Raw genomic sequence first — 23,770 nt, 5'->3', positions numbered from 1 at the left:
GCCAGCTCAGGCGGCCGGCGCACGCAGGCGGCAAACGAGCCCCAGGGGATCGTATTCGACCTCGGCGGCGGCGCCCAGTTCGGCGCCGAGGCTTCGCAGCAGGCGGGAGCCGAAGCCCTGGGTCGCCGGCCGTGACACCGGGGGGCCGCCGGACTCGCGCCATGTGAGGACGCTGGCGGCGTGATCGGCGGTAGGGCGGGTCCAACTGAGGTCGACGCGTCCCCGCAGCACCGACAGCGCGCCGTACTTCTGGGCGTTGGTGGCCAACTCGTGCAGGGCCAGCGACAGCGCCAGCGCCACATTGGGGGCGATCCGAAGCGAATCGCCGGTGGTCACGATCCGCGCACCGCCGGGCTCGTGCCAGGGGCGGACCGCCTCGCGCACGATGTCCTGGAGGTCGGCGCTTTCCCAACGGTCGCGGGTGAGGACGTTGTGGGCGGCGGACAGCGCCATGAGCCGCTCGGTCAGGACCTGCCGGGCCACCCGCATGGGGACGTCGTCGCGAAGCGTCTGCCGCGCGAGCGACTGCACGGTCGCCAGGGTGTTCTTCACCCGGTGGTTCAACTCGTTCATCAGCAGGCGCTGCTGCTCCTCGGCGCGCCGGCCGTCGGTCACGTCGCGCGAGATGAGGCCGAACCCGCCCTGCAGCGGAAAGGCGCGCAGATAATACCAGCGGCCCCGGTGGATCTCGGACGGGACCTCGGCGTCGACGGCGGCGCCCAGGGCGGCCGCGCGTTCCACGAAGGTCCGCAGTTCGGTGTCGTCGCGCAGGCCCGGCAACGCCCAGGCGACCTGGCCGATCATCTCACGAGGGGCCAACCCGTGATGGGCCGCGCCGCCTTGGTTGCAGTAGGTGATGCGCCACTCGAAATCGAACGCGATGAAGCCATCGCCGAAGCTGTCCAGCATCTCGGCGAACGGATCGTTTCCAGTCGCGTCGTCCCCGCCGCTGATGGCGAAGGTCTCCCATGCCGCTGTAGGCCCGGTGTTTATGGCCGCCCCGCGGGGCGTTCCACAAGTCGCGGTGATATCTTCACGGATGACGGTCACGTGTGCCTGTGGCTTGATCGCGGGCAAGGCCCCGGAGGCGCAGGTCCGGCAACTTGACGAAGTCCACGCCCACGCTCGATCCCGATGAACGGCTGATCGCCGTGCTCGACAGCGTGAGCGACGTTTTCTACGCGCTGGACCGCTCGTTCCGCATCATCCTGTTCAACAGGCGCGCCGAGGAGTTCTTCGGCCGGCCGAGGGACCAGATCCTGGGGCAGGTCGTCTGGAACCTCTATCCCGTGGAGCAGGGGCCGGTCTTCGCGCAGATGATCCGCGACACCATGGGCGATGGTGTGCCGCGGACGCTGAACGCGGGGTCGATCCTGCAGCCTGGGCGCAGCCTCGAGGTGCGCATCGCCCCGATCGGGAACGAAGGGGTAGGCGTCTCCATCAACGACGTGACCGAGCGCGCCCGCGCCGAGCGCGAACTGCGTCGCAGCGAACGGCGGCTCAATCTGGCGGTGGGCGCCAACAGGATCGGCATCTTCGACTGGCACATCCCGAGCGGATCGACGGTCTGGAGCCCGGAGATGGAGGACATCTTCGGCCTCCGGCGCGGCGGCTTCGAAGGGCGCGCCGAGGATTTCCGCCGCCGTCTCATGCCCGAGGACCTGTCGCGGTTCGAGGCCGAGATCGACGAGGCGCTGGCCACGGGCGCCGAGCATGTCACGTTCGAGTTCCGCATCCTCCGCGCCGACGGGGCGATCCGCTGGCTGGGGGGCGCGGCGCAGTTCGTCAGGAGCGAAGACGGACGCCCCGTCCGTATGGTGGGGACCAACGTCGACATCACGGACCGCAAGGTGGCCGAGGCGCACCAGCGCCTGCTGATCAACGAGTTGAACCACCGGGTGAAGAACACGCTCGCCATCGTTCAGGGGATCGCCTGGCAGTCCTTCCGCATGGGCGGCGTTCCCGCCGAGGTGCGCCACGCCTTCGAGGGGCGGTTGGCGGCGCTCTCCGCCGCCCACAACGTCCTGACGCGGCAGAGCTGGGAAGCGGGGGCGATCGCTCACATCATCGAGGAGGCCACGGCGCCGCATCACGCCGGAGATGGCCGGCTCACCCTGTCCGGGCCGGGCCTCGACCTGGAGCCGAAGACGGCCGTGGCCCTCGGCCTGGCCATGCACGAACTGGCGACCAATGCGGTGAAGCACGGCGCGCTCTCGGAGCGGGACGGGCGTGTGCAGATCACCTGGACGGCGGGCGAGGGCGTGCTACGCCTCACCTGGCGCGAGTCCGGTGGCCCGCCTGTCCGGGTCCCGGCCGTTCGGGGCTTCGGGACACGGCTGCTGGAGCAGGGACTGGCGGCGGACTTGGGCGGCCGCGTGAATCTGGACTTTCGCGCCGACGGTCTCGTCTGCACCGTCGAGGCGGCGCTGACCTGAGCAATCGGGGATCGGCCCGCGTCAGGCCGCAGCGGCTTCGGAGGTCTCGGAGCCGAGGCTCAGCTCGAAGTCCTGCAGCGTGTCCATGAGCTGGATGACGTTGGCCGCCAGCGGACGCCCGCGCGGGAACTGGTAGCGCCAGTAGGTGGCGATGTGGCTGACCAGGCCGCAGCCTTCGCCAAGCGACAGGAACATGTCGGGCGACTTCAGCAGGAAGTCGCGGAAAGCCAGGGCGTTGCCGTCCTGGGTGAGCTGGCCGAACACCTCGTCGTAGGTGTTGAGGTGGTTCATCACCGATTTCACCTGCCGCTCCATCTTGTGCCGCAAGCGTTGTTTGAGCTGTTCGAGCTCGACGGCCGTCTCGGAATCGACCGGGCCGATCACCCGGACCTTGCCGAGTTCGGCGAAGACGTCACGCAGGTTGGCCCACAGGGTGTTCAGCACCCACTTGTAGTAGAGGAAGCCCTTCCAGGCGAAGATGCCCTCCTTGTAGTGCTCCTTCTCCAGGCGCAGCGTCAGCCGCAGGGGTTCGAGGCGTTCGTCCGTTCGAGCGGAGAGCAAGGCCTCCACCAGCCGCGTGATGTTGCCCTCCTGGCCGTCGCTGTCGCGGTAGGCCAGCTCGATCAGCTTGGCGATCTCGGAGCCGACAAAGCGCTGCATCCGGGAGAGGTCGGGCGCGGAGATCTCGAAATAGGTCGTGCTGATGTCGAAGCCACGTCGCTTCAGGTGCTCGCGCAGGAGGAAGGGATCGAGCGATGGCAGTTCATCCACGGCCTCCAGCACCGCCACGTCGCGGGCGAAGTCGGGAAAGTCGCCGCGGAGTTCCTCGAAGATGTCGAGCCAACCGACCTCGCCCACGAACAACGACCGCCCGCCCAGGCCCAGGTCCGAGCGCTCGAACGGGATGATGAGCTTCGTGGCCGAGAAGCGGATGCGGTCGAAGGCTTCGCGCTCCTGCTCGCGCAGACGGTGGCGCACGATCACCGAGCCGTTGAGGCTCTGCCCCACGAAGAAGGGATTCTTTTCGTGCTCGGGGTTGCCGTCGTTACGCGCCGCGAGAGCGGCCAGATTCAGGACGCGGCTCGTCGAAGCGGTCTTTTCCAGACCGCGTAGGCTGCGAAATGTCCTGTCGGATCCCCTACCCACGTCACGCACCTTGAAAGACGGCGCCGCCGGTCTCGGAGGACCGCAGCGTCGGGTCCCAAAGTCTCAAGTCCGCGCTACCGAAACGTTGCCACGAAGCCGGCGATTCGCGACCCTCGGGTAGTCGCCCACCGCCAGGGGACTGGCTCTCTACCCATTATGGGGGGTTTGGTCGGCGGCGCGCGATTTCCAGCCATCCGGGACCGGGGGTCGGGCAGATGGGGAATTCACGCCTGCAGCCCCTTGCGCTCGGGCGGCATCGCGAACAGTTTGCCCGCGGTTTTGTGGGGGTGTGTATGACGGTGCGTGCGGGATTGGCGGCGGCGATCGCCGTTTGGAGCCTGGCCGCCGGAGGCATGGCCTTTGGCCAGGACGCGCCCGCGTTTCCCGAGTCGCTGAGCCGCGAATCCCTTCTGCGCTGGTTGCAGCGTGAGACCGACATCATGCCCGAACGGGTTCTCGCCGTGACGCCCCAAGCGGTCAGCTCGGTCGTCTCGACGTTTCCCGCAGGCGGCGGTCAGGGGCCACGGCTCGTCATCCGGGCCGAGGCGCTGTCGGCCGAAACCCTCATGCGCACGGGCGCGCTGTCTTGGCATGTTTCGCTACAGGCCGACTGCCAGGGACGCCGGCTGCGGCTGGGCGAGACCACGGGCTATCCGCAGCGGAACCTCCTGGGTGAGCGCATGCTCCTCCGGGTGGCCGAGACGGAGTGGCGGCGCCCCGAACCGGGAACGGCGCTGGAGAGCGCGTGGCGGGCCGCCTGCGAACCGAGCTTCAAGGGTCCGTTCCAAGCTTCCGCTGTCAACGTGACCCGGCCTGACGATCCCACGCCGCCGCCCGCTCCGGCCCAAGCAGCCAACGACCTGGGCGTCAAGGATCCCGCCGCCGCGTCGCCACCAGAGATTGCGCCGCCTCCGCCCCGCCAGGTCCGCACGGGTGGCTATGTCGTGCAGGTGGGCGCCTCGCCGTCCGAAGCCGAGGCGCGGGGCTTGCTGGCCTCGGTCCGCGATCATGCGGGTGGCCATGAGACCCGCATCGAGACCGCCGTGATCGGGGGACGCACGTGGCGCCGCGCCGTGGTGGCCGGCTTTGGCGATGCGGCGGAGGCGGGCGCTTTCTGCAACAATCTGAAGGCGTCCGGCCGCGAGTGTTTCGTGCGCCCGGCGCGCTGAGCCCGCCAGCGGTATCCCGCAAGCTGAGCCGTCTCATCGAGGGCTGCCCCTCCGGAACCGCATGTCCTCGGGGCTGATGACGGGCTGGGCGCCACGGCGTCGACTTTCCCTGTTGAGTTGAATTACGATGCGCGTGAAAGGCGAGTGGCGCAAATCTGAGCCGTAGTGGCCTGGACTGGACGGAACGGCCGGGCCTCGAAATGGTCACAGCGGCGCTATTCATTGGCGCCATCGGGTCGGCGCGACCCTGGAGGAGCCATGTCGGCGGGGCTGAAGCAGATTCTGGTGAGCCCGATCACGAGTTCGATCTCCCTCGCCCTGGCGGTGGCGCTCGCCGCGGCGCTGGGGATCTCGGCTGGCGCGTGGCAATCCGAGCGGGCGGGCTATCGCCAGCGCATCGCCGAGTTGACCGGCGCCGCCGACCGCGCCGAGGCCGGCCTTCGCCGCGAACTCACCGCCTGCCACGCCAAGCAGGTCGCGCGGGAAGCCCTCGAGGCCGAGTTCGCCGCCCGAGGAACCACCGTCGCCGACGAGGCCCGGCGCCTGCTGGCGCAACAGCCCGAGGGGATCGACGCCTGCGCCCGCATGGAAAGCGCCGACCGCGCGGTGTTGTCGAACCTGAAGAAGTGATGCGCGAACTTGTCCGTGTCGTCCTCCTGTCCAGCGTGCTGCTCGCCGCTGCCGGGTGCCAGAACCTCAAGCGCGCCGAACCGGCGCCCGCTCCCCCACCGCCGCCGGTTGTCGAGCCGGCGCCGGTGTTGCCCCTTCCGCCGCCTCCGCCGCCGCGCCCGCCGCCGCCGCCGGTGACCAAGAGCTGCGTGCCGAGGAACCTGCCGCCGCCCCCCCGCTACCCCGACACCGACGCGGCGCTGCGCGCGGCGGCCGGGGCGGCCGACCGCTACCAGCTGATGGCCGCGGGCCGCCTGCTGCGGCAGAAGCGGTTGGAGGATCTGGAGCGCGTCATCCAGAACTGCCGCTAGTGTCCCGCTTCCGAAGTTCGCAAGCGCCTGTGGCGGGCGCGGACGAACTCCGGAATCGAGAAGGACACTCGCAAGTGCGGGCTTCCAGCGTGCTTTCTGGATTTGAAGTTCGCTCCCACGCACGACCTCGACGCAGGCGAACTTCAGATCCAGCCCGCTAGAGGGCGAGGCCGACGGTGACCGAACCGGTGTAGCCGGCGCTCGCGGAGCCGGTGAGCGTCGGCGTCATGGCGGCGTTCTGGGCGGCGGTATTGTCTCCGAAGATCCCATCGCTCGACAGACTCGTGCGGGCGAACCGGGCCGCGCTCGTAGGATAGCCGCTGGTGGCGTAGACCGCATTGCAGACGTCGGCGGGCAGGGCGAACTGCGAGACCAACAGGCGGTTCGCATAGGCCGTGGCCGTGGCCAGGCTGCGGTAGACCTCGAAATGGATGTGGGGGTAGCGACCCTCGTAGCAGCCCGGGACGATGGTGGTGAAGGTCGCCTGGCCGGCGGTGGTCGTGGCCTGGACCCCGCGAAGGTAGTTCTGTTGCGGCAGGTCGTAGATCGAGTACCGGCCATCGGCGTCGGCCTGCCAGATGTAGATGGCGTACTCAGCCAGGGCGGCGCAGCCAGCGTTCACGTTCGCCAGGTTTATCGTCAGCGTCAGAGGCACGCCCGGCGCGGTCCCCGACAGGCCCGCGATGCTGGAGCGGATGTCGCTGCGCACGACCCCGCTCGTGGTCAGGATGTTGGACAACACCCCGTTGGCCAGGTTGGAGCCATCGGCGGGATAAGGGCCGTTGGTTTCCGTGGGCGTGGTGGAGCAGGCGGCCGACGCGGTTCCGGTGGTTCCCGAGCCGGTTCCCCCCGTGGTGGTCGTTGTCGTGGTCGAGGTGGAGGCGTTGGCGTTTGCATCCTCGGACCCGGAGCCGCCGCAGCTCTGAAGCAGCAGGCCTCCGCCTCCGGCCGCCATCAGGGTCAACATCCGGCGACGGCCCATAGCGGCCAGATCGAAAGGCAGGCCCCGGTCGTGGTCCTCGATATGGCGCATGCGTGCAGCGTCCTTCGTCACATGTCTGGAGCCTGACGATGACGGCGCGGATGGGACCGCCGAATGTCCCGCGCATTGCGAGCGCGTTTCACGTTGTCACGAACGAAAACGACGCGGCGGCGGCCGTTGCGATGGCCGCGCTGGCCGTTCAGACTGTTCGTCGGAGGAGACCTCATGGTCGGCTATCGCGAAAGGCTGGAGCGCGACCTGGACGGGTGGATCGCCGCGCGACTGGTGCCGGCCGAGAACCGCGCCGCGATTCTGGAGAGCGTCGCCGAGCCGCGGCGGTTGGATGCGGCGAGCGCCTTGGCGATCGTCGGCGGGTTGCTGGCTGGTGCGGCGGTGATCGCCTTTGTGGCCGCCAACTGGTCCGAGATTCCCCGGCTGGTGCGCTTCGCCCTGGTCCTGGCCGCGTTTCTCGGTGCGGCCGGCGGTGCGGCGTGGGCGTCGGACCGGGGTCGACCCGTGCTTTCGCAAGTGCTGCTGTGCGTGGCGGCGATGGTGTTCGCAGCCGCGATCGGGCTGACGGGCCAGATCTTCGACATCGCCGGGGATGCGAAGACCGCCCTGCGGGGCGCCGGCCTGGCCGCCGCCCTGCTGGCGCTGGCCGGGGGTTCGCCCTGGGTTGGCGTGGTGGCGCTGGTGTTCGTGGGGTTGGGCGACTTCGGCGGTCCGGGCCGCGGGGGCGATGGTCAGATGTGGCCGGGATGGCTCGTGGCGGCGGCGCCGCTGGCCGCTGCGGCCGCCCTGGCGACGCGGTCTTCCGCCTTGGCCCACGCCGCCGGGATCGGGGCGTTCGTGGCTGTCTTCACCCTGCAGGGATTCGCCGCCGGCCGGACGGAGGCCGTCTTCCTGTCCGCCGCCGCGATCCTCGGGGCGGGGGCGGCTGGCGTGCGCGCGCTGAGGCTCCGCTACGACGCGCCTGCGGGCGTACTCTACGGCTGGCTGACCTGGGGCGCGCTGGCGTGCTTCGGCGTGGCGGGGTTCGGCGACGGCCTGCAGGGCGTGGGCCACAGCGCGGCATGGATGGCGCTGTCCGTGGCGGTCATCGCCCTGGGTCGCCATGATCGTCACGCCCTGGTCACCGCCGCCGGCGTCGTCGGCCTCCTCGCGGCGGGGGTCAGCCTGCTGCACAACCTGGGCGTGGACCTGATGTTGACCGCCGGCGTCTTCGGCCTGGGCTCGCTGGCGGCGCTGGCGGTGGCCTTCGCCCTGCGGCGCAGGCGGGCGTCATGAGATTTCCTGCGCCTCGGGCGCGCATCCTGGCGGCGGCCGTCGTCCTGACGGTGACGCTGTGCGGGCTCGTGGTCAGGGAGGGCGTCGCGCGGGCGGGCGGGCAGGAGATCCGGTTGGCCATCACGGGCTACGATCCGCGCAGCCTTCTGAGCGGCCACTATGTGCGTTTCCAGATCCGAGGCGACGACCCGGGGGGGCTGGCATGTCCGCCGGGTTCCGAGCGGAACGCGGGCGCGCCGAGGCGATGGGTGGCGTTGCGCCGGCAGGGCGAGGCGCATGTGGCGTCGGGCGCCGCAGGCACCCGGACCGAAGCCGCGGCGCTGGGCGAGGTGGTCGTCCGCGGGAGCCTGACCTGCATGAGGGTCATGGACGAGACGGTCCTGCCGGACGGCGCCGTCCGTCGTGAGTCCGTGAGCCGTCTGGCGGCGATCGACCTGGGCGTCGATCGCATCCACCTCGACCAGGCGCAGGCCCAGACGCTGGAGCGCCGCCTGCAGGGCCGTGAAGAGGCCGCGGCCCGCGCCTTCGCCGTGTTCTCCGTCGACGCCGGAGGCAAGGCGCGGCTCAAGGGCCTGGTCGTCGACGGGCGGCGCTACGATCTCAACTGGTGGTGATCCGCATCCGGCCTCTCCGATGTTCGGTCAGGGGCGGTCAGTCAGGGGCGGCCGGTCAGGGCGGCGTAGACCGCGGCGGGCGAGATGTCGCGCACCGGCGGCGTCCCGGCTCCGGGGATCGAGCCGTTCAGGTTCTGGATCATGCCGATGAAGACGATGTCGTGGGTGGGGTCGATCCAGAACCAGGTGCCGAAGGCGCCGCCCCACCAGTAGGTGTCCTTGCCCTGAGGCAGGCCGCTGATCGACGGGTCCTCGTGGACCGCGAAGTCCATGCCGAAGCCGACACCCTTCTGCACCGGGCCATAGAGATCGACTCCGACCCCGGGCGTCAGGACGCTTCGACGCATCAGCGCCACGGTTTCCGGCCTGAGGATGCGTACGCCGGCCAGCTCGCCGCCCTGCAGGAGCGCCTGGCAGAAGCGGTAGTAGTCCGGCGCGGTCGAATAGAGGCCGCCCGATCCCGACAGGAAGCGGGGCTTGGCGGTCAGGACGGGGCTCTGCGGCAGGGCCGAGATCCTGCCGCCGCTGTCGTACGTGTGGATGCGCGCCACGCGGGAGGCCTTGGCGGAATCGACCCAGAACTGGGTATCGGTCATCTGCAGCGGATCGAAGATGCGCTTCTGGAAATAGTCCGCAAGATCCATTCCGGACATCTTCTCAACGAGATAGCCCTGGATATTGACGACAGGCCCGTAGGCCCAGTCGGTTCCGGGCTGGCTGGCCAGGGGCAGCGCGGCCAGCTTGGCGATCATGCCGGCAAGGTCGCTCTCGGCCAGGTTCTGTGAGGCGTAGGCGGCGCTGACGCCGAAGCCGGCCGTATGGCTCATGAGTTGGGCCATCGTCATGGGGGAGGCCTGGTCGACGAGGTCGCCGCCGGCCGTCCTCACCTTCAGGCCCGCGAATTCCGGAATGTGCCGGGCGACGGGGTCGTCCAGTTTCCACCGGCCTTCCTCCCAGAGCTGCATCATGGCGACGCCGGTCACGGGTTTGGTCATGGAGGCGATCCGGAAGATCGAGTCGGCCGCGACGGGATCGGGCGCGCCGGCGTCCAGGCGTCCGTAGGCGTCGAGGTTCACAACCTTGCCCCGGCGCGCCAGCAGGGTGACCACGCCCGCCAGTTTCTGCTGGTCGACCAGAGCGCGCATCTGGGTATTGAGGGCGGCCACGCCGCCCGCCGAAAAGCCTGCTGAAGCCGGAGGTTGTAGCCTGATCTTCGCCCATGCCGGCGAAGCGGCCAGGCCGAGTCCGCCGACAGCCCCCAGGATCAGTCCCCGGCGATCAAGCATCCGCATGGTGTCTCTCCCCAAAGTCTTCCGGAGCCCGCCGCACAGGTTCTCGTCCGGGTCGACGGCCCCAGCGTCCGAAATCTCGTCGGCCTGTTTTGCCGGCATGTTTCAGCAAGCAGGCCGCCGCCTTCCTGGAAGGGGAGGGTCGTGCGCAAGCTTCGGGATCGCAAGGACGAGATGCGCCGTGCGGGCCGGACGGCGAAAAAGCTCTCGGCGCAGTGGAGCCGCTGCAGCGGCGTTGATACGGTCGTCGCGACGAGGGGGAGAGTCGATTGGCGGGGATCAGGCAGGCGCAGACGCCGATCGGCCGACGGCCCTGGTGGACGCAGCTCTATGTCCAGGTGCTCGTCGCGATCACCCTGGGCGCCCTGATCGGGCACGTCTGGCCCACGACGGGCGAGGCGCTTAAGCCGCTGGGCGACGCCTTCATCAAGCTGGTGAAGATGATCATCGCCCCGGTGATCTTCCTGACCGTGGTTACCGGCATCGCCGGAATGCGGGACCTGAGCAAGGTGGGGGGCGTGGCAGGCAAAGCCTTCGCCTACTTCATCGTGGTGTCCAGTTTCGCCCTGGTGGTGGGGCTGGTGGTGGCCAACGTGGTCCGACCGGGCGCCGGCATGAACATCGATCCCGCCAGCCTCGATGCGGCGGCGGTGGCGGGCTACGCCAGCAAGTCCCACGACATGACCATCGTGGGCTTCCTGATGGACATCATCCCCTCCACGGTCGCCGGCGCGTTCGTGGACGGCAACATCCTTCAGGTCCTGTTCTTCTCGATCCCGTTCGGCCTCGCCTTGGCGATGATCGGCGACCGCGGCCAGCCGGCGCTGGACGTCTTGAATTCGGTCGGCGAGGCCTTCTTCCGGCTGGTGGCGATCTTCATGCGCGCCGCCCCCATCGGAGCCTTCGGCGCCTTCGCCTTCACGGTCGGCAAGTACGGCATCGAGAGCATCCTGAGCCTCGCTGCCCTGGTCGCGACCTTCTACGCCACGTCGCTGATCTTCGTGCTGGTGGTGCTGGGGGCGATCGCGGCGGCCAACGGCTTCTCGATCCTGAAGCTGATCCGCTACCTCAAGGAAGAACTGCTGCTGGTTCTGGGCACCAGCTCATCCGAGGCGGCGTTGCCGTCGCTGATGGAGAAGATGGAGCGGGCGGGCGCCGCCAAGCCGGTTGTGGGCCTGGTGGTGCCGACCGGCTATTCGTTCAATCTGGACGGCACCAACATCTACATGACGCTGGCCGCGCTCTTTATCGCCCAGGCCCTGGGGATTCCGCTGTCGCTCCAGGAGCAACTCCTCCTGCTGGCCGTGGCGATGCTGAGTTCGAAGGGGGCGGCGGGCGTCACGGGGGCGGGCTTCATCACGCTGGCCGCCACGCTTCAGGTGGTGCCCAGCGTGCCGGTGGCCGGCATGGCGCTGATCCTGGGCGTGGACCGGTTCATGAGCGAGTGCCGGGCGCTGACCAACTTCATCGGCAATGCGGTGGCGACGTTGGTGGTCTCGCGTTGGGAAGGCCAGCTCGACCGCGAGCGTCTGGCAGAGGTGCTGGCCGGGCGGCCCGGGCCCGTGGCCGCGCCGCCTGTGGAGGCTGACGCCGACTGATCAGCTCGCTCGGCTGAGGGTTTCCGCGGACGCCGGGGCGACGCACCGCCGGATGCTCGCCATCAGGCCCGCCACGAGGATCGGCTTGGAGACGAAATCGTTGAAGCCCAGGGCCACATACTCCGCCGGACGACGTGAATAGATGTCGGCCGTCAGGGCGATCACAGGGGTCTTGCTCTCGGGGCCGGGCAGGGCGCGCAGGCGCTCGATCACCTCGATGCCGGTCATGCCCGGCATATGGATGTCGAGCAGCATGATGTCGAAGGATTCGACCGAAAGGCGCTCCAGCGCATCGGCGCCGGAACACGCCATCACCGCCTGGTGGCCGAAGGCGCCCAGGATCTCCTGCACCACGCGCAGGTTCATCGGATCATCGTCGACGTGCAGGACCTTGAGTGGCCTGCCGACGTCCGCCGGGCTGTTTCGCACGGTTCGGCTCCGGAGGGGCGGCGTGACGGTACGCGCCCAACTTGCTCCTGGAAGCTGCACCCTGCGGTTTAAGGTAAGACTGACGGATGTGCTGAATCCTCGTTAACCCTGGTGATTTTCGTCGCCTAGACTTGGCTGGCGACAGTTCTCGCGCCGCAGCCGACTGGCGAAGACAGAAAATATCGCCAAGGTTGTGAATTGGGATCGTTAAATCCCAGGCGCCTCAAGCTGGCCGGGGTCAGACCACGCCCGCGGCCACGCAGATCAGGGCGGCCGCAGAGGCCAGCAGCGCCAGGGTCTCGGGCATACGCGACCAGCGGATGGCGTAGCGTTGACGCATGGGACCTCCCGTCAGGGCCAAGGGCTCGCCACCCGGACCCCCGCGTTCCGGGGGGAGGGAGTTCTTGCGGGTCGGACGTTTCACGGCTGGGGCGGCCGGGGTCCGTCGGCCCGGGTGACGAGGTCTCGATGTGCAGTTTCTGCATGTTTAGTATTTACTGTACGATCGGATGTCAAGCCGTTGTGAGAGGGGCGGCCTCAGTCGCGGTGACGCCTCCTCGCCTTCAGCTGAGATGGAGCGGCGGCGTCGCCTCCAGGGGCGCGGTGATCCGGCAGACGAGCCCGCCGGGCTCGAAGCTGAGCTCGGCCACGCCGTTGAGGTCGGCGCGGACGCCCTGGGTCAAGAGGCGTGAGCCGAACCCCTGCCGGGACGGGGGCGTGACGGCGGGACCGCCCGCCTCGCGCCATTCCAGCTCCAGGAAGGCCTGGCCCTTCTCGCGCCGGGCGCGCCAGGCCAGGCTCACATGGCCGGTTTCGTTGGACAGCGCTCCGTACTTCGCGGCGTTGGTGGCCAGTTCGTGAAGGGCCATCGACATGGCGAGCGCCGCGCGTGCGCCCAGCCGGACATCCGGGCCCAGCATGGCGATCCGCGGCGCGTCGAAGGGCGCCATCGCCACCTCGATGATCTCGCGCAGGCCGGCGCCTTCCCAGCTCTCGCGCGTCAGCACATTGTGGGCGGCCGAAAGCGAGACCAGCCGGGCGGTGAAGATCTCGCTCATCTCCTGCGGATCGCGATCACGACGCAGGCTCTGCCGGGCGATGGACTGGACCGCGGCCAGAGTGTTCTTCACGCGATGGTTCAGCTCGTTGATCAGGAGAGCCTGACGCTCGTCCGCGCGCCGGCGTTCGTCGATGTCGCTGGCGGAACTCAGGGCCTTCACGACCCGCCCTTCGGCGCCGCGCTCGAACGCGATCGCCCGGATCAGCAGCCAGCGATAGGTCCCGTCACGCCGACGCGCCCGAATCTCGAACTCCGCCACCGTGCCGTCGGGCAGGGTGCTCAGCGCCTTCATGTGGGTGTCGATCCGGTGGCGGTCGTCCGGGTGGATCAGATCGCGGACTTCAGCCGCACTCAGGGCCATCATGTCTTCGGGCGAGATGTCGTAGACGGCGTCTATGCGACCGGAGACCCAGAACGCCCGGCCCGTGACGAAGTCGAAGACATGGTAGGCGCTGGGCGCGACCGCGTTCATCCGGTCGAACCACGCCTCCTTCTCCCGCACGGCCTCGAGGGCGCGCGTCCATTCGGTCATGTCGTAAACGGTGACGACGAAGCCGGTGATCCCCATCGCGCCGGCCGCGCGAGGCGCCACCTGGACCCGGATGTGACGGAGGTCGCCGGAAACGTCGGCGACGTCGGCTTCCAGCATCTTCACATGACCCGCGCGGGCCTCGGCCAGGGCAGGGAGAAGCTGCGTCAGCAGCGGGGGATGCACGACGGTCTCGAAGTGGGTCCCGATCGCGGGGGCGGTCGTCCGCAGCCAGGGCTTCAGCGCCGGGTTCGCATAGTCGACGCCACCCTCGAGATCGGTGACCAGGACGCCCCACGGCGCACGGTCGGTCAGGCGGTAGAGGCTGCTGCGATCCGCCGGCGGCCGGCCCATCATGGCTTCGAGTTCCGCCACGCGCGCTCTCAGGCGAACATTCTCGGCCTCGAAATCGGGCGTGTCGGAGGGCTTCATCCGTTCCTGCGACGCATGTGGTGCGCAGGATGCATAGCTCGGCTATCGCCCTCTGACGAGCCGGGCGACGGCGGCGATCGCGCGAAGCCCCGTGCGTCCCGCGCCGTCAGCAGGCGTAGCGGCGCTCCACCGTGACACGGCGGCCGACGTAGGGATCGTACACGCGGTCGCGAACCACGCAGGTCCGGTAGCGCGGAGCCCGCTCGTAACCGCGATAGTAGCCGCCCGAATAGCGATCGTAGCGGGGGTCGTACGAGTAGCCGTTGTAGTCGTAGCCGCGATCCCTGCGTCCGTTTCCGGCCAGGGCCGCGCCGAGGGCCAGGCCCGCGACGCCGCCGATGATCGCGGCGGCCACCTCGTCGTTGCCGCGGTCGTGGTGGCGGTGATGGTAGCGGCGGTCGGCGTTGGCCGGGCCTGCGGTCGCCAGCACGGCGCCCGCGGCGACGACGGCGGCCAGGGCCGAGGTCATGACTTTACGCATGCAGGTCTCCTCACTGTCTGAAGAGTTGGCGCGCGGGCCCATGAACCGCGCCTGAACGCCGCTGTCAGCCGGCCACGGCAGCGTCGCCGACACAGAAATCCCGCGCCTGAGGGCTGGAGCGGTAAAGAGACGCATCATAAATCTGCTGTAGAGTGTGGGTTGGCCGGCGCCTTGTGATCGCCATCAAGGGGACCGGTGATGGAGCCGACACGCCAGGAGAGACGCGGGCGGGTCCGAGGGGATAGGATACGATCGATGGGACTGTTCGACGACACCACCCGCAAGCTCGGCGACGACGCCTGGGGCCGGCATGTGAAGCCGGAACGCCTGGCCGGACACTATGAGATCTATGAAGGCTACGACGAGAATCCGCTGAGCCGGGTACGTCGGATCTCGCGTTCCGCCCGGCGCAGCCTGCAGGCGGCGATGGACCGGGAGGCCTTGGCCATGGGCGCGCTGGGGTTGGCGATCGGCCTGGCCATCGGCGCGGCGATGTTCAACCGTCACCGGCGGTAGCGGCCGCGATCCGGCGGTTTCCCGGCGCTCCCCGAGTGTCGGACGCCCGACGCAACTCCCGAAAAAATCGAGATTCCTTGTCGATCTGAAGCGACCTTCCGGGCTCTTCGGCGTTTAGGTCCGGACGCCGGCGTGAGGTTCTGCGGCCCTGCGCTGCGCGTCCAACCCGGACGCGGAGAGGAAGATGAGCGACTTCGGAACCACGACCCAGCCCGCCGGCGCGTCGCGTGGCGGTCAGGCCCGAGAACTGATCGATCAGGCGGGCAGCACGCTGAAGCACGAGGCCAGGAGCTTCGCCCACGCGGCGCAGGACCGGGTGCGCACCGAGGCCCACCGCGGCGCCCAGGCGGCGGGCAGGACGCTGGGTGACTTCGCCAATGCGGTGCGCCGCGCGGGCGACGACCTGGGCCAGTCCGACCATAGCCCGGCCTCGCGGCTGGTCATGAAGGCGGCCGACGGCCTGGAGACCTTTTCACGCTCGCTTGCCGACAAGGATCCCGGGGACCTGCTGAATGCGGTGCGCGATTTCGGCCGCCGCAATCCGATGGCTTTCATCGGCGGCGCCGTCCTCGTGGGGCTGGCCGTAGGCCGGTTCGCCCGGGCTTCGGAGCGCCAGGGCGAAGTGCGGCGCTTCTCGGACGATGATGAAGCCACGGTCGAGCCGATTCATCTGGCCGAAAGCCCCTACGATCCCACCCTGGTCCCTTCGGGCGACGCCGACCTTGCCGCGCCCGCCGATGCGGCTGCGTCTGGGCCGATCCCTGACTCCACGTCGGACTCGGCATCCACGCCTGACTCGGCGCCATCCGCGTCGGGGAGCCGCTAGATGGACGGGGGTCAACCGCCGCGTGCGGGCATCGTCGATCTCGTGACTCAGCTTGTCGACGACGTTTCGGGCCTGCTTCGGAAAGAGGCCCAGTTGATCAGGACCGAGGTGGCCGAGAAGGTGCGCAGCGCCGGTCGGGCCGTGACTGACATCGCCGCGGGCGGTCTCCTTCTGATCGCCGCGCTTCTGATTCTGCTCCAGGCGCTGGTCCTCGCTCTATCGAAGGTGATGGATCCCATCTGGGCCGCCCTCCTGGTGGGACTCGGCGTCGCGGGCGTGGGCTATCTCCTGGTGCGTTCGGGGATGCGCGCGATTTCGCCCCGGAACCTGTCGCCCGATCGCAGCACACGCCAGCTCGGGAAGACGGCCGGCCTGATGACGTCCGGCCTCAGGAAGGATGCGCAGCCATGACCCGCACATCCGCCGAACTCGAGCGCGAGGTGGAGGACGCCCGCGGCCGGCTGAGTCAGACAGCCGAGGCGCTCAAGGAGAAGATGCAACCCCAGGACCTGTTGGACGAGGCGACGAAGATGATGGGCCAGACCGGAGAGAAGATGCTGACCACGGCGGTGGACCACCTGCGTGAGAACCCGATCCCGATCGCGCTGATCGGTCTTGGCGTGGCATGGCTCGCGCTGGAGAGCGGGCGACGGGGACGTCGGGCCGCCGATGCGGAAATGCGCTACGCCACCTACGAGGGCTATGACGTGGGTGACCACGACGGCGTCGGGGCGCGGGCGAAGGCCGGGGCCGAAGCGGCGAAGGCAAGGCTGTCGAAGACCGCGGAGACGGCCAAGGCTCATCTGGCGGAGGCTCAGTCTCAGGCGGAAGAGGGACTGTCCGCCATGCGCCACAAGGTGACCGACTACGCCCATGCCGCCCAGGCGAAGGCGGAAGCGTACGGTCGGGCGGCCAGGACGCGTTTTGACGAAACGCTCGACCATGAGCCTTTGGTCATCGGCGCCATCGGCGTGGCCGTGGGCGCGGCGATCGGCGCCTCGTTGCCCGCGACCGAGGCCGAGCGGCGCTATATCGGTCCCGCCCGCACCAAGGCCGCCGAGCGGGCCAAGGAGTCGCTGGACGGAGTCCGTCACGTGGCCGAACGCACCTACGCCCAGGTCAAGGACGAACTGCGCCGCCAGACGGGGTGACCGGTGACACACACGGCTCCGGACACCCAGAGGTCAGAACCCGGCGGTCAGAACCAGGCTTTCAGGCCCACCACGGCGCGGGTGTCTTCCACATGCTCGCCGGCGGCGCGGGCGAAGTCGGCGGTCCGGCCGACTTTTCGCGCCCAGTGGACGCCCACATAGGGTGAGACCTCCGGCTGGATGTCGTAGCGGATGCGCAGCCCGGCTTCGATCTCGGAGAGGCCCGAGCCTACGCCCACCGCCCGGTCTGAACTGGCGGCGAGACTGGCTTCGGCAAGCGGCTCCAGGATCAGCTTCTGTGTCAGCCGCAGGTCGTAGGCGGCCTCCAAGCGCGCGGAGAGGTCGCCCTTGCTGGACAGGAAGGCGGTAGCGCCCACCTCGAACCAGTACGGGGCGACGCCCTCGATCCCGAGGGCGGCGTACGTCCGCCGCGGCCGAGGCTGGAAATCCTGGCGGACGCCGCCCTGCACGTTGAAATAGGGGCCGATGGCGCGCCGCCACAGAGCGTGGACCTCGGCGCTTTCGAGATCGCCGGCGTTCCCTTCGCCCTCGGTCTTGACGACCAGGCGGTCGACGTCCCCGCCCCACGACACCTCGCCCTCCCACGCATAGCCGTCGGAGCCGGACTCGGGGCGTATCTCGGCCGTCTCGACCCTCACGGTGGTCCAGCGCATGCCGCCATGCTCGTGCCGCAGGCGTTCGCGAGCCGCCGCCATCCGGTCGGCGGGAAAGATGCGTTCGGCGGCATGGTCGGTGGGGACGGGCGGGGGCGTTCCCTGAGACGCCGCGGGGGCGTTGTGGCCCGCATGCGGATCGGGCGTGTGTCGGTGATGGGCGTGGGGGTCGGCCGCAGGGGGTGCGTGCGCGGCGTGAGGATCGGCGGCGACCCCTGGTGACACCGGCTGATGATGCGCGTGAGGGTCGGCCGGCGCAGCCGGCGCCGAAGCCTGCGGCGCGGGGCGGTGGTGGGCGTGTGGGTCCGCGGGCTGGGCGAGGGCTGGCGCGGCCAGGCCGGCGATCAGGAGCGACAGGCGCTTCACGCCGACTCTCCGTCCAGCGGGCGGACCGTCACCACCTTGAACATGCCGGCGTGCATGTGCAGCAGCATGTGGCAGTGGAACGCCCAGTCGCCGGGCGCGTCGGCGGTCAGGTCGAACGTCGCCTTGCCGCCGGGCTGGACGTTGATCGTATGCTTGCGGGGATGGCGGCCCGCATGGCCGTTCACCAGTTCCATGAAGTGGCCGTGCAGATGGATCGGGTGGTTCATCATGCTGTCGTTGACCAGCGTGACGCGCACCCGCTCGTCGCGGCGGAAGGGGATCGGCCGGGTGACCTCGTGGAACGCTTCCCCATCGAACGCCCACATGAACCGTTCCATGTTGCCGGTCAGGTGCAACTCCAAGGTCCGCGAAGGCGGTCGTGTATCCGGATTGGGCTCCAGCGCGACCAGGTCGGTGTAGACCAGCACCCGGCCCGGAACGTCGGCCAGTCCCGTGCCCCGCTCGCCCGTCCGGTCGGCCGGCATCGGCGAGATCATCTGTACGCCCGGCCCGGCCCTCACCTGAGGCGCGTTCCTCGGGTCCAGCATCGACATGCTGTGGTCGCTTCCGTGGCCGGCATGGCCCGACATGTCCATCCCCATGTCCTTCATGCCCAGCAGGGGCCGCTCGCGCAGGGGCGGGACCTCGGCGGTCATGCCGGGCCGGGGCGCCAGGGTGGCGCGCGCCATCCCCGAGCGATCGATCGCCTCGGCCACGAACGTATAGGCGCGGTCTTCCTTCGGCGTGACGATGACGTCGTACGTCTCGGCGTTGGCGATCTGGAGTTCGTCCACCTCCACGGGCCGCACGTCCAGGCCGTCGGCCTGGACGACGCTCATGGCCAGGCCCGGGATGCGGATGTTGAAGATGGTCATGGCCGCGGCGTTGATGATGCGCAGCCGCACCCGCTCGCCCGGCTGGAACAGGCCGGTCCAGTTCTCCTGCGGGCCGTGGCCGTTCACGAGGAAGGTGTAGCTGGCCCCGGTGACGTCCGAGATGTCGGTGGGGTCCATCCGCATCCCTGCCCAGGCGATACGGTCGGCCATCCGCTGGTCCCTGCCGGCGAGCAGCCCGGCCACCGTCTGCTTGCGCCGGTTGAAGTAGCCCGCCTTCTGCTTGAGCTTCATCATCATCCGGTGCGGGTGCATGAAGCTGTAGTCCGAGAGCACCAGCACATGCTCACGGTCGTAGGGCGCGGGCTCGGACCCCGCCGGGTCGATGATCAGGGGGCCGTAGTGGCCCAGCAGCTCCTGCAGGCCCGAGTGGGAATGGTACCAGTAGGTGCCTGCGTGCCGGATCGGGAACTCGTAGACGAACGTCTCGCCCGGCGGGATGCCGGGGAAGCTGACGCCCGGCACGCCGTCCATGTGGAACGGCACGAGCAGGCCGTGCCAGTGGATCGAGGTGTCCTCGCCCGACAGTCCGTTGTGGACCGCGAGCTGGACGGTCTGGCCTTCGCGCAGGCGGATGAGGGGCGCGGGGACGGTTCCATTGACCCCGATCCCGTGGCCCGTGCGTCCGCCGATCCGGATCGGCACATGGCCGATGGAAAGCTCGATCCGCTCGCCGGAGAGCGTCCTGCCCGAGGGGATCCCCGAGCTGAACCCCGGGCGGGGCGCCGGGGCGTTCCCCGGCCCATGACCTGACATGTGACCTGAGGCCAGCCCCGGGGCCTGGCTGCGGGCCCAGTCCGGGAGGAGGCCGGCCGTGGCCAGGGCGACCGCGCCGGTCAGCATGCGGCGGCGATCCGGCCGTCCGTTTGAGGGGGTCATCGGGCCGTACGCTCCAGGAGTTGGATCAGTTCGGCGGCCTTGCGGCGCTGTTCGTCCTTGTCGCCCGAGACGATCGCGCCCTCGACGCAGTGGCCCAGGTGGTCGCGCAGCATTTCCGTCTCCACCTTGGCCAGGGCGGCTCGCACCGCCTGGATCTGGGTCAGGACGTCGATGCAGTAGCGGTCATCCTCGACCATGCGGGCGACGCCCCGGACCTGACCCTCGATACGGTTCAGGCGGTTCAGGAGGCGGGGCTTGTTCTCACGCTTCAAGGTGACCTCCTCATTCTGTTCGAGAATATACCCCTATAGGGTAATTGCAATATGCCCATAGGGGGTATATCCGGACTTGCGGGCGCACGCTCGATCGGCGCGCCGGGGAGGGCTCATGTCGCATCCGCATCACCAGCCTCACGCCGATGGCGGCCAAGAGCGCGACGACGCCTGCTGTGGCGGCGGGAAGGCCCTCGATCCGGTCTGCGGGATGACGGTCGATCCAGCCAAGACGCCGCACCGGACCCGACACGAGGGGCGGGATGTCTTCTTCTGCTCGGCGGGCTGCCGCACGAAGTTCGAGGCGGACCCGGCCCGATACGCCGGCGGCCCCCCCGCCCCGACGGCGGGGGAAGCCCCGCCCGGCGCCATCTACACCTGCCCCATGCATCCCGAGGTTCGCCAGGTCGGCCCGGGAAGCTGTCCGATCTGCGGCATGGCGCTGGAGCCCGAACTGGCGACAGCCGACGCCGGCCCCAATCCCGAACTCGTGGACTTCACCCGCCGCTTCTGGGTGGGTCTCGCCCTGACCTTGCCGGTCTTCGTTCTGGAGATGGGCGGCCATCTCCTGGGCCTGCATCTTCTGGCCCCTGCGACATCGAACTGGGTCCAGTTCGCGCTGGCGACCCCGGTGGTGCTGTGGGCCGGCTGGCCGTTCCTGGAGCGCGGCTGGCGGTCGCTGGTCACCCGCAACCTCAACATGTTCACCCTGATCGGCATGGGAGTGGGCGTCGCCTGGCTCTACAGCGTCGTGGCGACGCTGGCGCCCCAGGTCTTCCCGGCGGACTTCCGGCAACACGACGGGGCGGTGGCGGTCTATTTCGAGGCGGCGGCGGTGATCACCGTGCTCGTGCTGCTGGGCCAGATCCTGGAACTGCGCGCGCGCGAACAGACCTCGGGCGCCATCCGCGCCCTCATGGACCTTGCGCCGCGTACGGCGCGCCGCGTCCGGGACGACGGAGACGACGAGGAAGCGGATCTCGATCAGGTCCGGGTGGGCGATCGCCTCCGCGTGCGGCCGGGCGAGAAGGTTCCCGTCGACGGCGTGATCCTGGACGGCCGGGTGGCGATCGACGAGTCGATGGTGACCGGCGAATCCATGCCCGTCGACAAGGGCCCAGGCGACAAGGTGGTCGGAGGCGCGCTCAACACGACCGGCTCGTTCGTCATGCGCGCCGAGAAGGTGGGCGCCGAAACCCTGCTCTCACAGATCGTCCAGATGGTGGCCCAGGCGCAGCGCAGCCGCGCGCCGATCCAGCGGCTGGCCGACCGGGTCGCGGGATGGTTCGTGCCGGCGGTGGTCCTCGTCGCCGTCGCCGCCTTCGTCGCCTGGGCCGTCCTGGGGCCGGACCCTAGGCTGGCCTACGCCCTGGTGGCGGCCGTGTCGGTGCTCATCATCGCCTGTCCTTGCGCGCTGGGCCTCGCCACGCCGATCTCGGTGATGGTGGGGGTGGGACGGGGCGCCCAGGCCGGCGTGCTGATCCGCGACGCCGAGGCGTTGGAGCGCTTCGGCGCCCTCGACACCCTTGTGGTCGACAAGACCGGCACCTTGACCGAGGGGCGGCCCGTCCTGTCCGACATCCGCGCCGTGGACGGCCTCGAGCCCGCGGAGGCGCTTCGCCTGGCCGCCAGCCTGGAGCGGGGCAGCGAGCACCCCATCGCCACGGCCATCCTCCGCGCGGCGTCCGAGCGGGGCGTGGCCCTGGCCGAGCCCGAGGCCTTCGACTCGCCCGTCGGGCGCGGCGTCGAGGGCCGTGTCGAGGGCCGCGCCGTGCTGCTCGGGTCGCGGCGCTTCCTGTCCGAGCGCGGCGTGGACGCCGCCGCCCTCGACGCGGAAGCGGACGCCCTGCGGCGCGAAGGCGCCACGGTCGTGCTGATGGCGCTCGACGGGCGGCCCGCCGCGACCCTGGCCATCTCCGACCCCGTCAAGGCGACGACGGAAGCGGCGCTGAAGGCCCTGCGCGCCGACGGCGTCCGCGTGGTGATGATGACCGGCGACAACCGCGCCACGGCCGAGGCGGTCGCCCGCCGCCTGGGGATCGACGAGGTCGAGGCCGACGTCCTGCCCCAGGACAAGGCCGCGGTGGTCCAGCGCCTGCGCGACGAGGGCCGGCGGGTGGGCATGGCGGGCGACGGCGTCAACGACGCCCCTGCGCTGGCGGCCGCCGAGGTGGGCGTCGCGATGGGCGCAGGCGCCGACGTGGCCATCGAAAGCGCGGGCGTCACCCTGCTGAACGGCGATCTCCAGGGTCTGGTGAAGGCCCGCACCCTGTCGCGGGCCACGATGCGCAACATCCGCCAGAATCTGACCTTCGCCTTCATCTACAACGCCGCGGGCGTGCCGCTGGCGGCGGGTGTGCTCTACCCGGTGTTCGGCCTGCTGCTGTCGCCCGCCGTGGCCGCCGCGGCGATGGCGTTGTCGTCGGTCAGCGTCGTGGGCAATGCGCTGCGGCTCCGGGCTCTACGGCTCTGAAGGTCATTGCCGGCGTCCCGACTCCAGGAGGGGGATGTCGGGCGAAGCCGGAAGTCAGCCGTCGACCTCGCGCCGGAGGGCTTCCACCGCCCGCCAGCCCAGCCAGGCGGCGGGCAGCATGAAGAGCCCCGCGAAGGCGATCGGCGCCCAGGGGCCGATGGCCGAGAACAGGATTCCGCCCGCCACCGGCCCGGCGACCCGCGACAACGCTCCTGAGGCGCCGGCCGCGCCCAGCATGGCGCCCTGGCGGTCCAGGGCGGTGGCGCGGGAGACGATGGTGGTCGCCGCCGGCTGCCAGACGGCATGGCCGACGACCGAGGCGGTGAGGAACAGCACGGCCATCCAGCCCCAGGGCGCGGCCGCCATGACGAACAGGCAGAGCGAGGCCGAGACCAGCCCGGTCACGATGGTCGGGCCAAGGCCCAGGCGACGCACGGCGATGCCTGACAGGAGGCCCTGTGCGCTGGCGGACGCGACGCCCGTGGCGGCCATGACGAGGCCCATGTCGCGCGGGCCCCACCCGAATCTCGCCAGGGCCCACAGGCCCAGCACCGACCACATGGCGGACGAGGCGAAGAAGCCCAGGGCGGTGACGCCGAAGGCGCGGGCGAGGATCGGATGGCGCAGGGCTTCACCCAGCGCGGCCAGGGGGTTGCGGCCCCGGGCGGCGTCGCGCCCGCCAGTACGGCTTTCCCGGACGAACCCGAGCAGCCCCGCGACCGCGAGGGCGCAAAGGGCCGCGGCCAGGATGAGCGGGGGCCGGAACCCCGCGGCGCCCTGGCTCGGGTCCGCCATCATCCCGCCGATGGCCGGTCCCACCACGAAACCCACCCCGAACACCGACCCGATCAGGCCCAGGCGTCCCGCCAGTTTCTCGGGCGGGGTCACATCAACGATGTAGCCCTGGATCACCGAGATGTTGCCGGCGAAGAAGCCGGACGCCAGCCGGACGGCGATCGCCACCCAGATCGCCGGCGAGAACGCCAATGCCAGGTAGCCCAGGCCCGAAGCCACCACCGTCATCAGCAGCACGGGCTTGCGCCCGATCCGGTCGGACAGGCGGCCCCAGTAGAGCTCGCCCATGAACTGGCCCGAGGAATAGGCCGAGAACATCAGGGTCACCTGCCAGGCCTCGGCCTCGAACGCGGTCGCGAAGAAGGGGAGCAGGGGGATCACCACGCCCCAGCCCACGAGGCTCAGGAAGACGAGCAGCAGCAGCACCGGCACCGCGGCCGGCGACGGACCGGCGCCTGGAGTTGTGGATGAGGGTTCGCTCACCTTGTCCGCAT

23 protein-coding genes are annotated in these 23,770 nt (G+C 69.8%); 12 read left to right on the top strand and 11 right to left on the bottom strand.

Annotation, left to right across the window (positions count from 1 at the left end):
• Positions 1-6 precede the first annotated feature (6 nt).
• Positions 7-1,050 carry an HWE histidine kinase domain-containing protein gene (locus tag WG212_RS18565; RefSeq protein ID WP_337188605.1) on the bottom strand — a complete coding sequence of 348 codons (1,044 nt, stop codon included), beginning with the start codon at positions 1,048-1,050 and terminating at the stop codon, positions 7-9.
• Between the two features lie 53 nt (positions 1,051-1,103).
• Between WG212_RS18565 and WG212_RS18560 the strand changes: the two genes are divergently transcribed.
• Positions 1,104-2,435, top strand: a complete 1,332-nt coding sequence (locus WG212_RS18560) for an HWE histidine kinase domain-containing protein (RefSeq protein ID WP_337188604.1) — start codon at positions 1,104-1,106, stop codon at positions 2,433-2,435.
• Between the two features lie 21 nt (positions 2,436-2,456).
• Here the strand turns inward: WG212_RS18560 and WG212_RS18555 are convergent, their stop codons facing one another.
• The gene (locus WG212_RS18555; RefSeq protein ID WP_337188603.1) at positions 2,457-3,443 is read right to left on the bottom strand and encodes a hypothetical protein; all 987 of its coding nucleotides are present in this window, start codon (positions 3,441-3,443) and stop codon (positions 2,457-2,459) included.
• A 353-nt stretch (positions 3,444-3,796) separates the two neighbouring features.
• On the opposite strand from WG212_RS18555, the gene WG212_RS18550 reads away from it, so the two are divergent.
• The 3 genes from WG212_RS18550 (at position 3,797) to WG212_RS18540 (ending at position 5,730) form a co-directional block, all read left to right on the top strand.
• Positions 3,797-4,750: an SPOR domain-containing protein gene (locus WG212_RS18550; RefSeq protein WP_337188602.1), complete on the top strand. Its 954-nt coding sequence runs from the start codon at positions 3,797-3,799 to the stop codon at positions 4,748-4,750.
• A 258-nt stretch (positions 4,751-5,008) separates the two neighbouring features.
• Positions 5,009-5,380: a hypothetical protein gene (locus WG212_RS18545; protein WP_337188601.1), complete on the top strand. Its 372-nt coding sequence runs from the start codon at positions 5,009-5,011 to the stop codon at positions 5,378-5,380.
• The gene (locus WG212_RS18540; protein ID WP_337188600.1) at positions 5,380-5,730 is read left to right on the top strand and encodes a hypothetical protein; all 351 of its coding nucleotides are present in this window, start codon (positions 5,380-5,382) and stop codon (positions 5,728-5,730) included. Before WG212_RS18545 ends, WG212_RS18540 begins: the two co-directional genes overlap by 1 nt.
• 157 nt (positions 5,731-5,887) lie before the next feature.
• Here the strand turns inward: WG212_RS18540 and WG212_RS18535 are convergent, their stop codons facing one another.
• Positions 5,888-6,763, bottom strand: coding sequence for an intradiol ring-cleavage dioxygenase (locus tag WG212_RS18535; RefSeq protein ID WP_337188599.1), 876 nt, complete (start codon positions 6,761-6,763; stop codon positions 5,888-5,890).
• 174 nt (positions 6,764-6,937) lie between these two features.
• On the opposite strand from WG212_RS18535, the gene WG212_RS18530 reads away from it, so the two are divergent.
• Both WG212_RS18530 and WG212_RS18525 read left to right on the top strand, forming a co-directional pair.
• Positions 6,938-7,999: a DUF2157 domain-containing protein gene (locus WG212_RS18530; protein WP_337188598.1), complete on the top strand. Its 1,062-nt coding sequence runs from the start codon at positions 6,938-6,940 to the stop codon at positions 7,997-7,999.
• Positions 7,996-8,613: a GDYXXLXY domain-containing protein gene (locus tag WG212_RS18525; protein WP_337188597.1), complete on the top strand. Its 618-nt coding sequence runs from the start codon at positions 7,996-7,998 to the stop codon at positions 8,611-8,613. Before WG212_RS18530 ends, WG212_RS18525 begins: the two co-directional genes overlap by 4 nt.
• A gap of 41 nt (positions 8,614-8,654) precedes the next feature.
• Here the strand turns inward: WG212_RS18525 and WG212_RS18520 are convergent, their stop codons facing one another.
• A complete protein-coding gene (locus tag WG212_RS18520; RefSeq protein ID WP_337188596.1) occupies positions 8,655-9,905 on the bottom strand; it encodes a serine hydrolase domain-containing protein in 1,251 nt (416 codons plus the stop codon).
• Positions 9,906-10,171: 266 nt separating this feature from the next.
• Here WG212_RS18520 and WG212_RS18515 point away from each other — a divergent pair, with 266 nt between their 5' ends.
• Positions 10,172-11,500 (top strand): dicarboxylate/amino acid:cation symporter, encoded by a 1,329-nt coding sequence (locus WG212_RS18515; protein WP_337188595.1) that lies wholly within the window; start codon positions 10,172-10,174, stop codon positions 11,498-11,500.
• Here the strand turns inward: WG212_RS18515 and WG212_RS18510 are convergent, their stop codons facing one another.
• From WG212_RS18510 to WG212_RS18500, 3 genes are all read right to left on the bottom strand, one after another.
• A complete protein-coding gene (locus WG212_RS18510) occupies positions 11,501-11,929 on the bottom strand; it encodes a response regulator (protein WP_337188594.1) in 429 nt (142 codons plus the stop codon).
• Positions 11,930-12,492: 563 nt separating this feature from the next.
• Positions 12,493-13,950, bottom strand: a complete 1,458-nt coding sequence (locus WG212_RS18505) for an HWE histidine kinase domain-containing protein (protein ID WP_337188593.1) — start codon at positions 13,948-13,950, stop codon at positions 12,493-12,495.
• 106 nt (positions 13,951-14,056) lie between these two features.
• On the bottom strand, positions 14,057-14,431 hold the full coding sequence (locus WG212_RS18500) for a hypothetical protein (protein WP_337188592.1): 375 nt from the start codon (positions 14,429-14,431) through the stop codon (positions 14,057-14,059).
• 255 nt (positions 14,432-14,686) lie between these two features.
• Here WG212_RS18500 and WG212_RS18495 point away from each other — a divergent pair, with 255 nt between their 5' ends.
• From WG212_RS18495 to WG212_RS18480, 4 genes are all read left to right on the top strand, one after another.
• On the top strand, positions 14,687-14,947 hold the full coding sequence (locus WG212_RS18495; RefSeq protein ID WP_337188591.1) for a hypothetical protein: 261 nt from the start codon (positions 14,687-14,689) through the stop codon (positions 14,945-14,947).
• A 184-nt stretch (positions 14,948-15,131) separates the two neighbouring features.
• Positions 15,132-15,773 (top strand): hypothetical protein, encoded by a 642-nt coding sequence (locus WG212_RS18490; protein WP_337188590.1) that lies wholly within the window; start codon positions 15,132-15,134, stop codon positions 15,771-15,773.
• Complete coding sequence (locus WG212_RS18485) at positions 15,774-16,184, top strand: phage holin family protein (protein WP_337188589.1); 411 nt, start codon at positions 15,774-15,776, stop codon at positions 16,182-16,184. It abuts the gene before it with no gap.
• Positions 16,181-16,924 carry a DUF3618 domain-containing protein gene (locus WG212_RS18480; RefSeq protein ID WP_337188588.1) on the top strand — a complete coding sequence of 248 codons (744 nt, stop codon included), beginning with the start codon at positions 16,181-16,183 and terminating at the stop codon, positions 16,922-16,924. Before WG212_RS18485 ends, WG212_RS18480 begins: the two co-directional genes overlap by 4 nt.
• Before the next feature lie 47 nt (positions 16,925-16,971).
• Here WG212_RS18480 and WG212_RS18475 read toward each other — a convergent pair whose 3' ends face one another.
• From WG212_RS18475 to WG212_RS18465, 3 genes are read right to left on the bottom strand one after another with little or no spacing between them, the layout of a single operon-like run.
• Complete coding sequence (locus tag WG212_RS18475) at positions 16,972-17,964, bottom strand: copper resistance protein B (RefSeq protein WP_337188587.1); 993 nt, start codon at positions 17,962-17,964, stop codon at positions 16,972-16,974.
• Complete coding sequence (locus WG212_RS18470; protein WP_337188586.1) at positions 17,961-19,736, bottom strand: copper resistance system multicopper oxidase; 1,776 nt, start codon at positions 19,734-19,736, stop codon at positions 17,961-17,963. Before WG212_RS18470 ends, WG212_RS18475 begins: the two co-directional genes overlap by 4 nt.
• Positions 19,733-20,008, bottom strand: coding sequence for a metal-sensitive transcriptional regulator (locus WG212_RS18465; RefSeq protein WP_337188585.1), 276 nt, complete (start codon positions 20,006-20,008; stop codon positions 19,733-19,735). Before WG212_RS18465 ends, WG212_RS18470 begins: the two co-directional genes overlap by 4 nt.
• Positions 20,009-20,123: 115 nt before the next feature.
• Here WG212_RS18465 and WG212_RS18460 point away from each other — a divergent pair, with 115 nt between their 5' ends.
• The gene (locus WG212_RS18460) at positions 20,124-22,481 is read left to right on the top strand and encodes a heavy metal translocating P-type ATPase (protein WP_337188584.1); all 2,358 of its coding nucleotides are present in this window, start codon (positions 20,124-20,126) and stop codon (positions 22,479-22,481) included.
• Positions 22,482-22,535: 54 nt separating this feature from the next.
• Here WG212_RS18460 and WG212_RS18455 read toward each other — a convergent pair whose 3' ends face one another.
• Complete coding sequence (locus WG212_RS18455; RefSeq protein WP_337188583.1) at positions 22,536-23,759, bottom strand: MFS transporter; 1,224 nt, start codon at positions 23,757-23,759, stop codon at positions 22,536-22,538.
• Positions 23,760-23,770: the final 11 nt, after the last annotated feature.

This window comes from Phenylobacterium sp. (genome assembly GCF_037189685.1).
Lineage (GTDB): Bacteria > Pseudomonadota > Alphaproteobacteria > Caulobacterales > Caulobacteraceae > Phenylobacterium.
Note: the sequence above shows the minus strand (reverse complement) of the source record. Positions and strands in the feature narration are given on the sequence as shown.

Coding starts and splice junctions, on each gene's coding strand:
- WG212_RS18480 (WP_337188588.1), top strand. CDS start 16,181: ATGACCCGCACATCCGCCGAACTCGAGCGCGAGGTGGAGGACGCCCGC.
- WG212_RS18550 (WP_337188602.1), top strand. CDS start 3,797: ATGGGGAATTCACGCCTGCAGCCCCTTGCGCTCGGGCGGCATCGCGAA.
- WG212_RS18520 (WP_337188596.1), bottom strand. CDS start 9,905: ATGCGGATGCTTGATCGCCGGGGACTGATCCTGGGGGCTGTCGGCGGA.
- WG212_RS18500 (WP_337188592.1), bottom strand. CDS start 14,431: ATGCGTAAAGTCATGACCTCGGCCCTGGCCGCCGTCGTCGCCGCGGGC.
- WG212_RS18490 (WP_337188590.1), top strand. CDS start 15,132: ATGAGCGACTTCGGAACCACGACCCAGCCCGCCGGCGCGTCGCGTGGC.
- WG212_RS18535 (WP_337188599.1), bottom strand. CDS start 6,763: ATGCGCCATATCGAGGACCACGACCGGGGCCTGCCTTTCGATCTGGCC.
- WG212_RS18525 (WP_337188597.1), top strand. CDS start 7,996: ATGAGATTTCCTGCGCCTCGGGCGCGCATCCTGGCGGCGGCCGTCGTC.
- WG212_RS18485 (WP_337188589.1), top strand. CDS start 15,774: ATGGACGGGGGTCAACCGCCGCGTGCGGGCATCGTCGATCTCGTGACT.
- WG212_RS18545 (WP_337188601.1), top strand. CDS start 5,009: ATGTCGGCGGGGCTGAAGCAGATTCTGGTGAGCCCGATCACGAGTTCG.
- WG212_RS18495 (WP_337188591.1), top strand. CDS start 14,687: ATGGGACTGTTCGACGACACCACCCGCAAGCTCGGCGACGACGCCTGG.
- WG212_RS18460 (WP_337188584.1), top strand. CDS start 20,124: ATGTCGCATCCGCATCACCAGCCTCACGCCGATGGCGGCCAAGAGCGC.
- WG212_RS18505 (WP_337188593.1), bottom strand. CDS start 13,950: ATGAAGCCCTCCGACACGCCCGATTTCGAGGCCGAGAATGTTCGCCTG.
- WG212_RS18530 (WP_337188598.1), top strand. CDS start 6,938: ATGGTCGGCTATCGCGAAAGGCTGGAGCGCGACCTGGACGGGTGGATC.
- WG212_RS18540 (WP_337188600.1), top strand. CDS start 5,380: ATGCGCGAACTTGTCCGTGTCGTCCTCCTGTCCAGCGTGCTGCTCGCC.
- WG212_RS18470 (WP_337188586.1), bottom strand. CDS start 19,736: ATGACCCCCTCAAACGGACGGCCGGATCGCCGCCGCATGCTGACCGGC.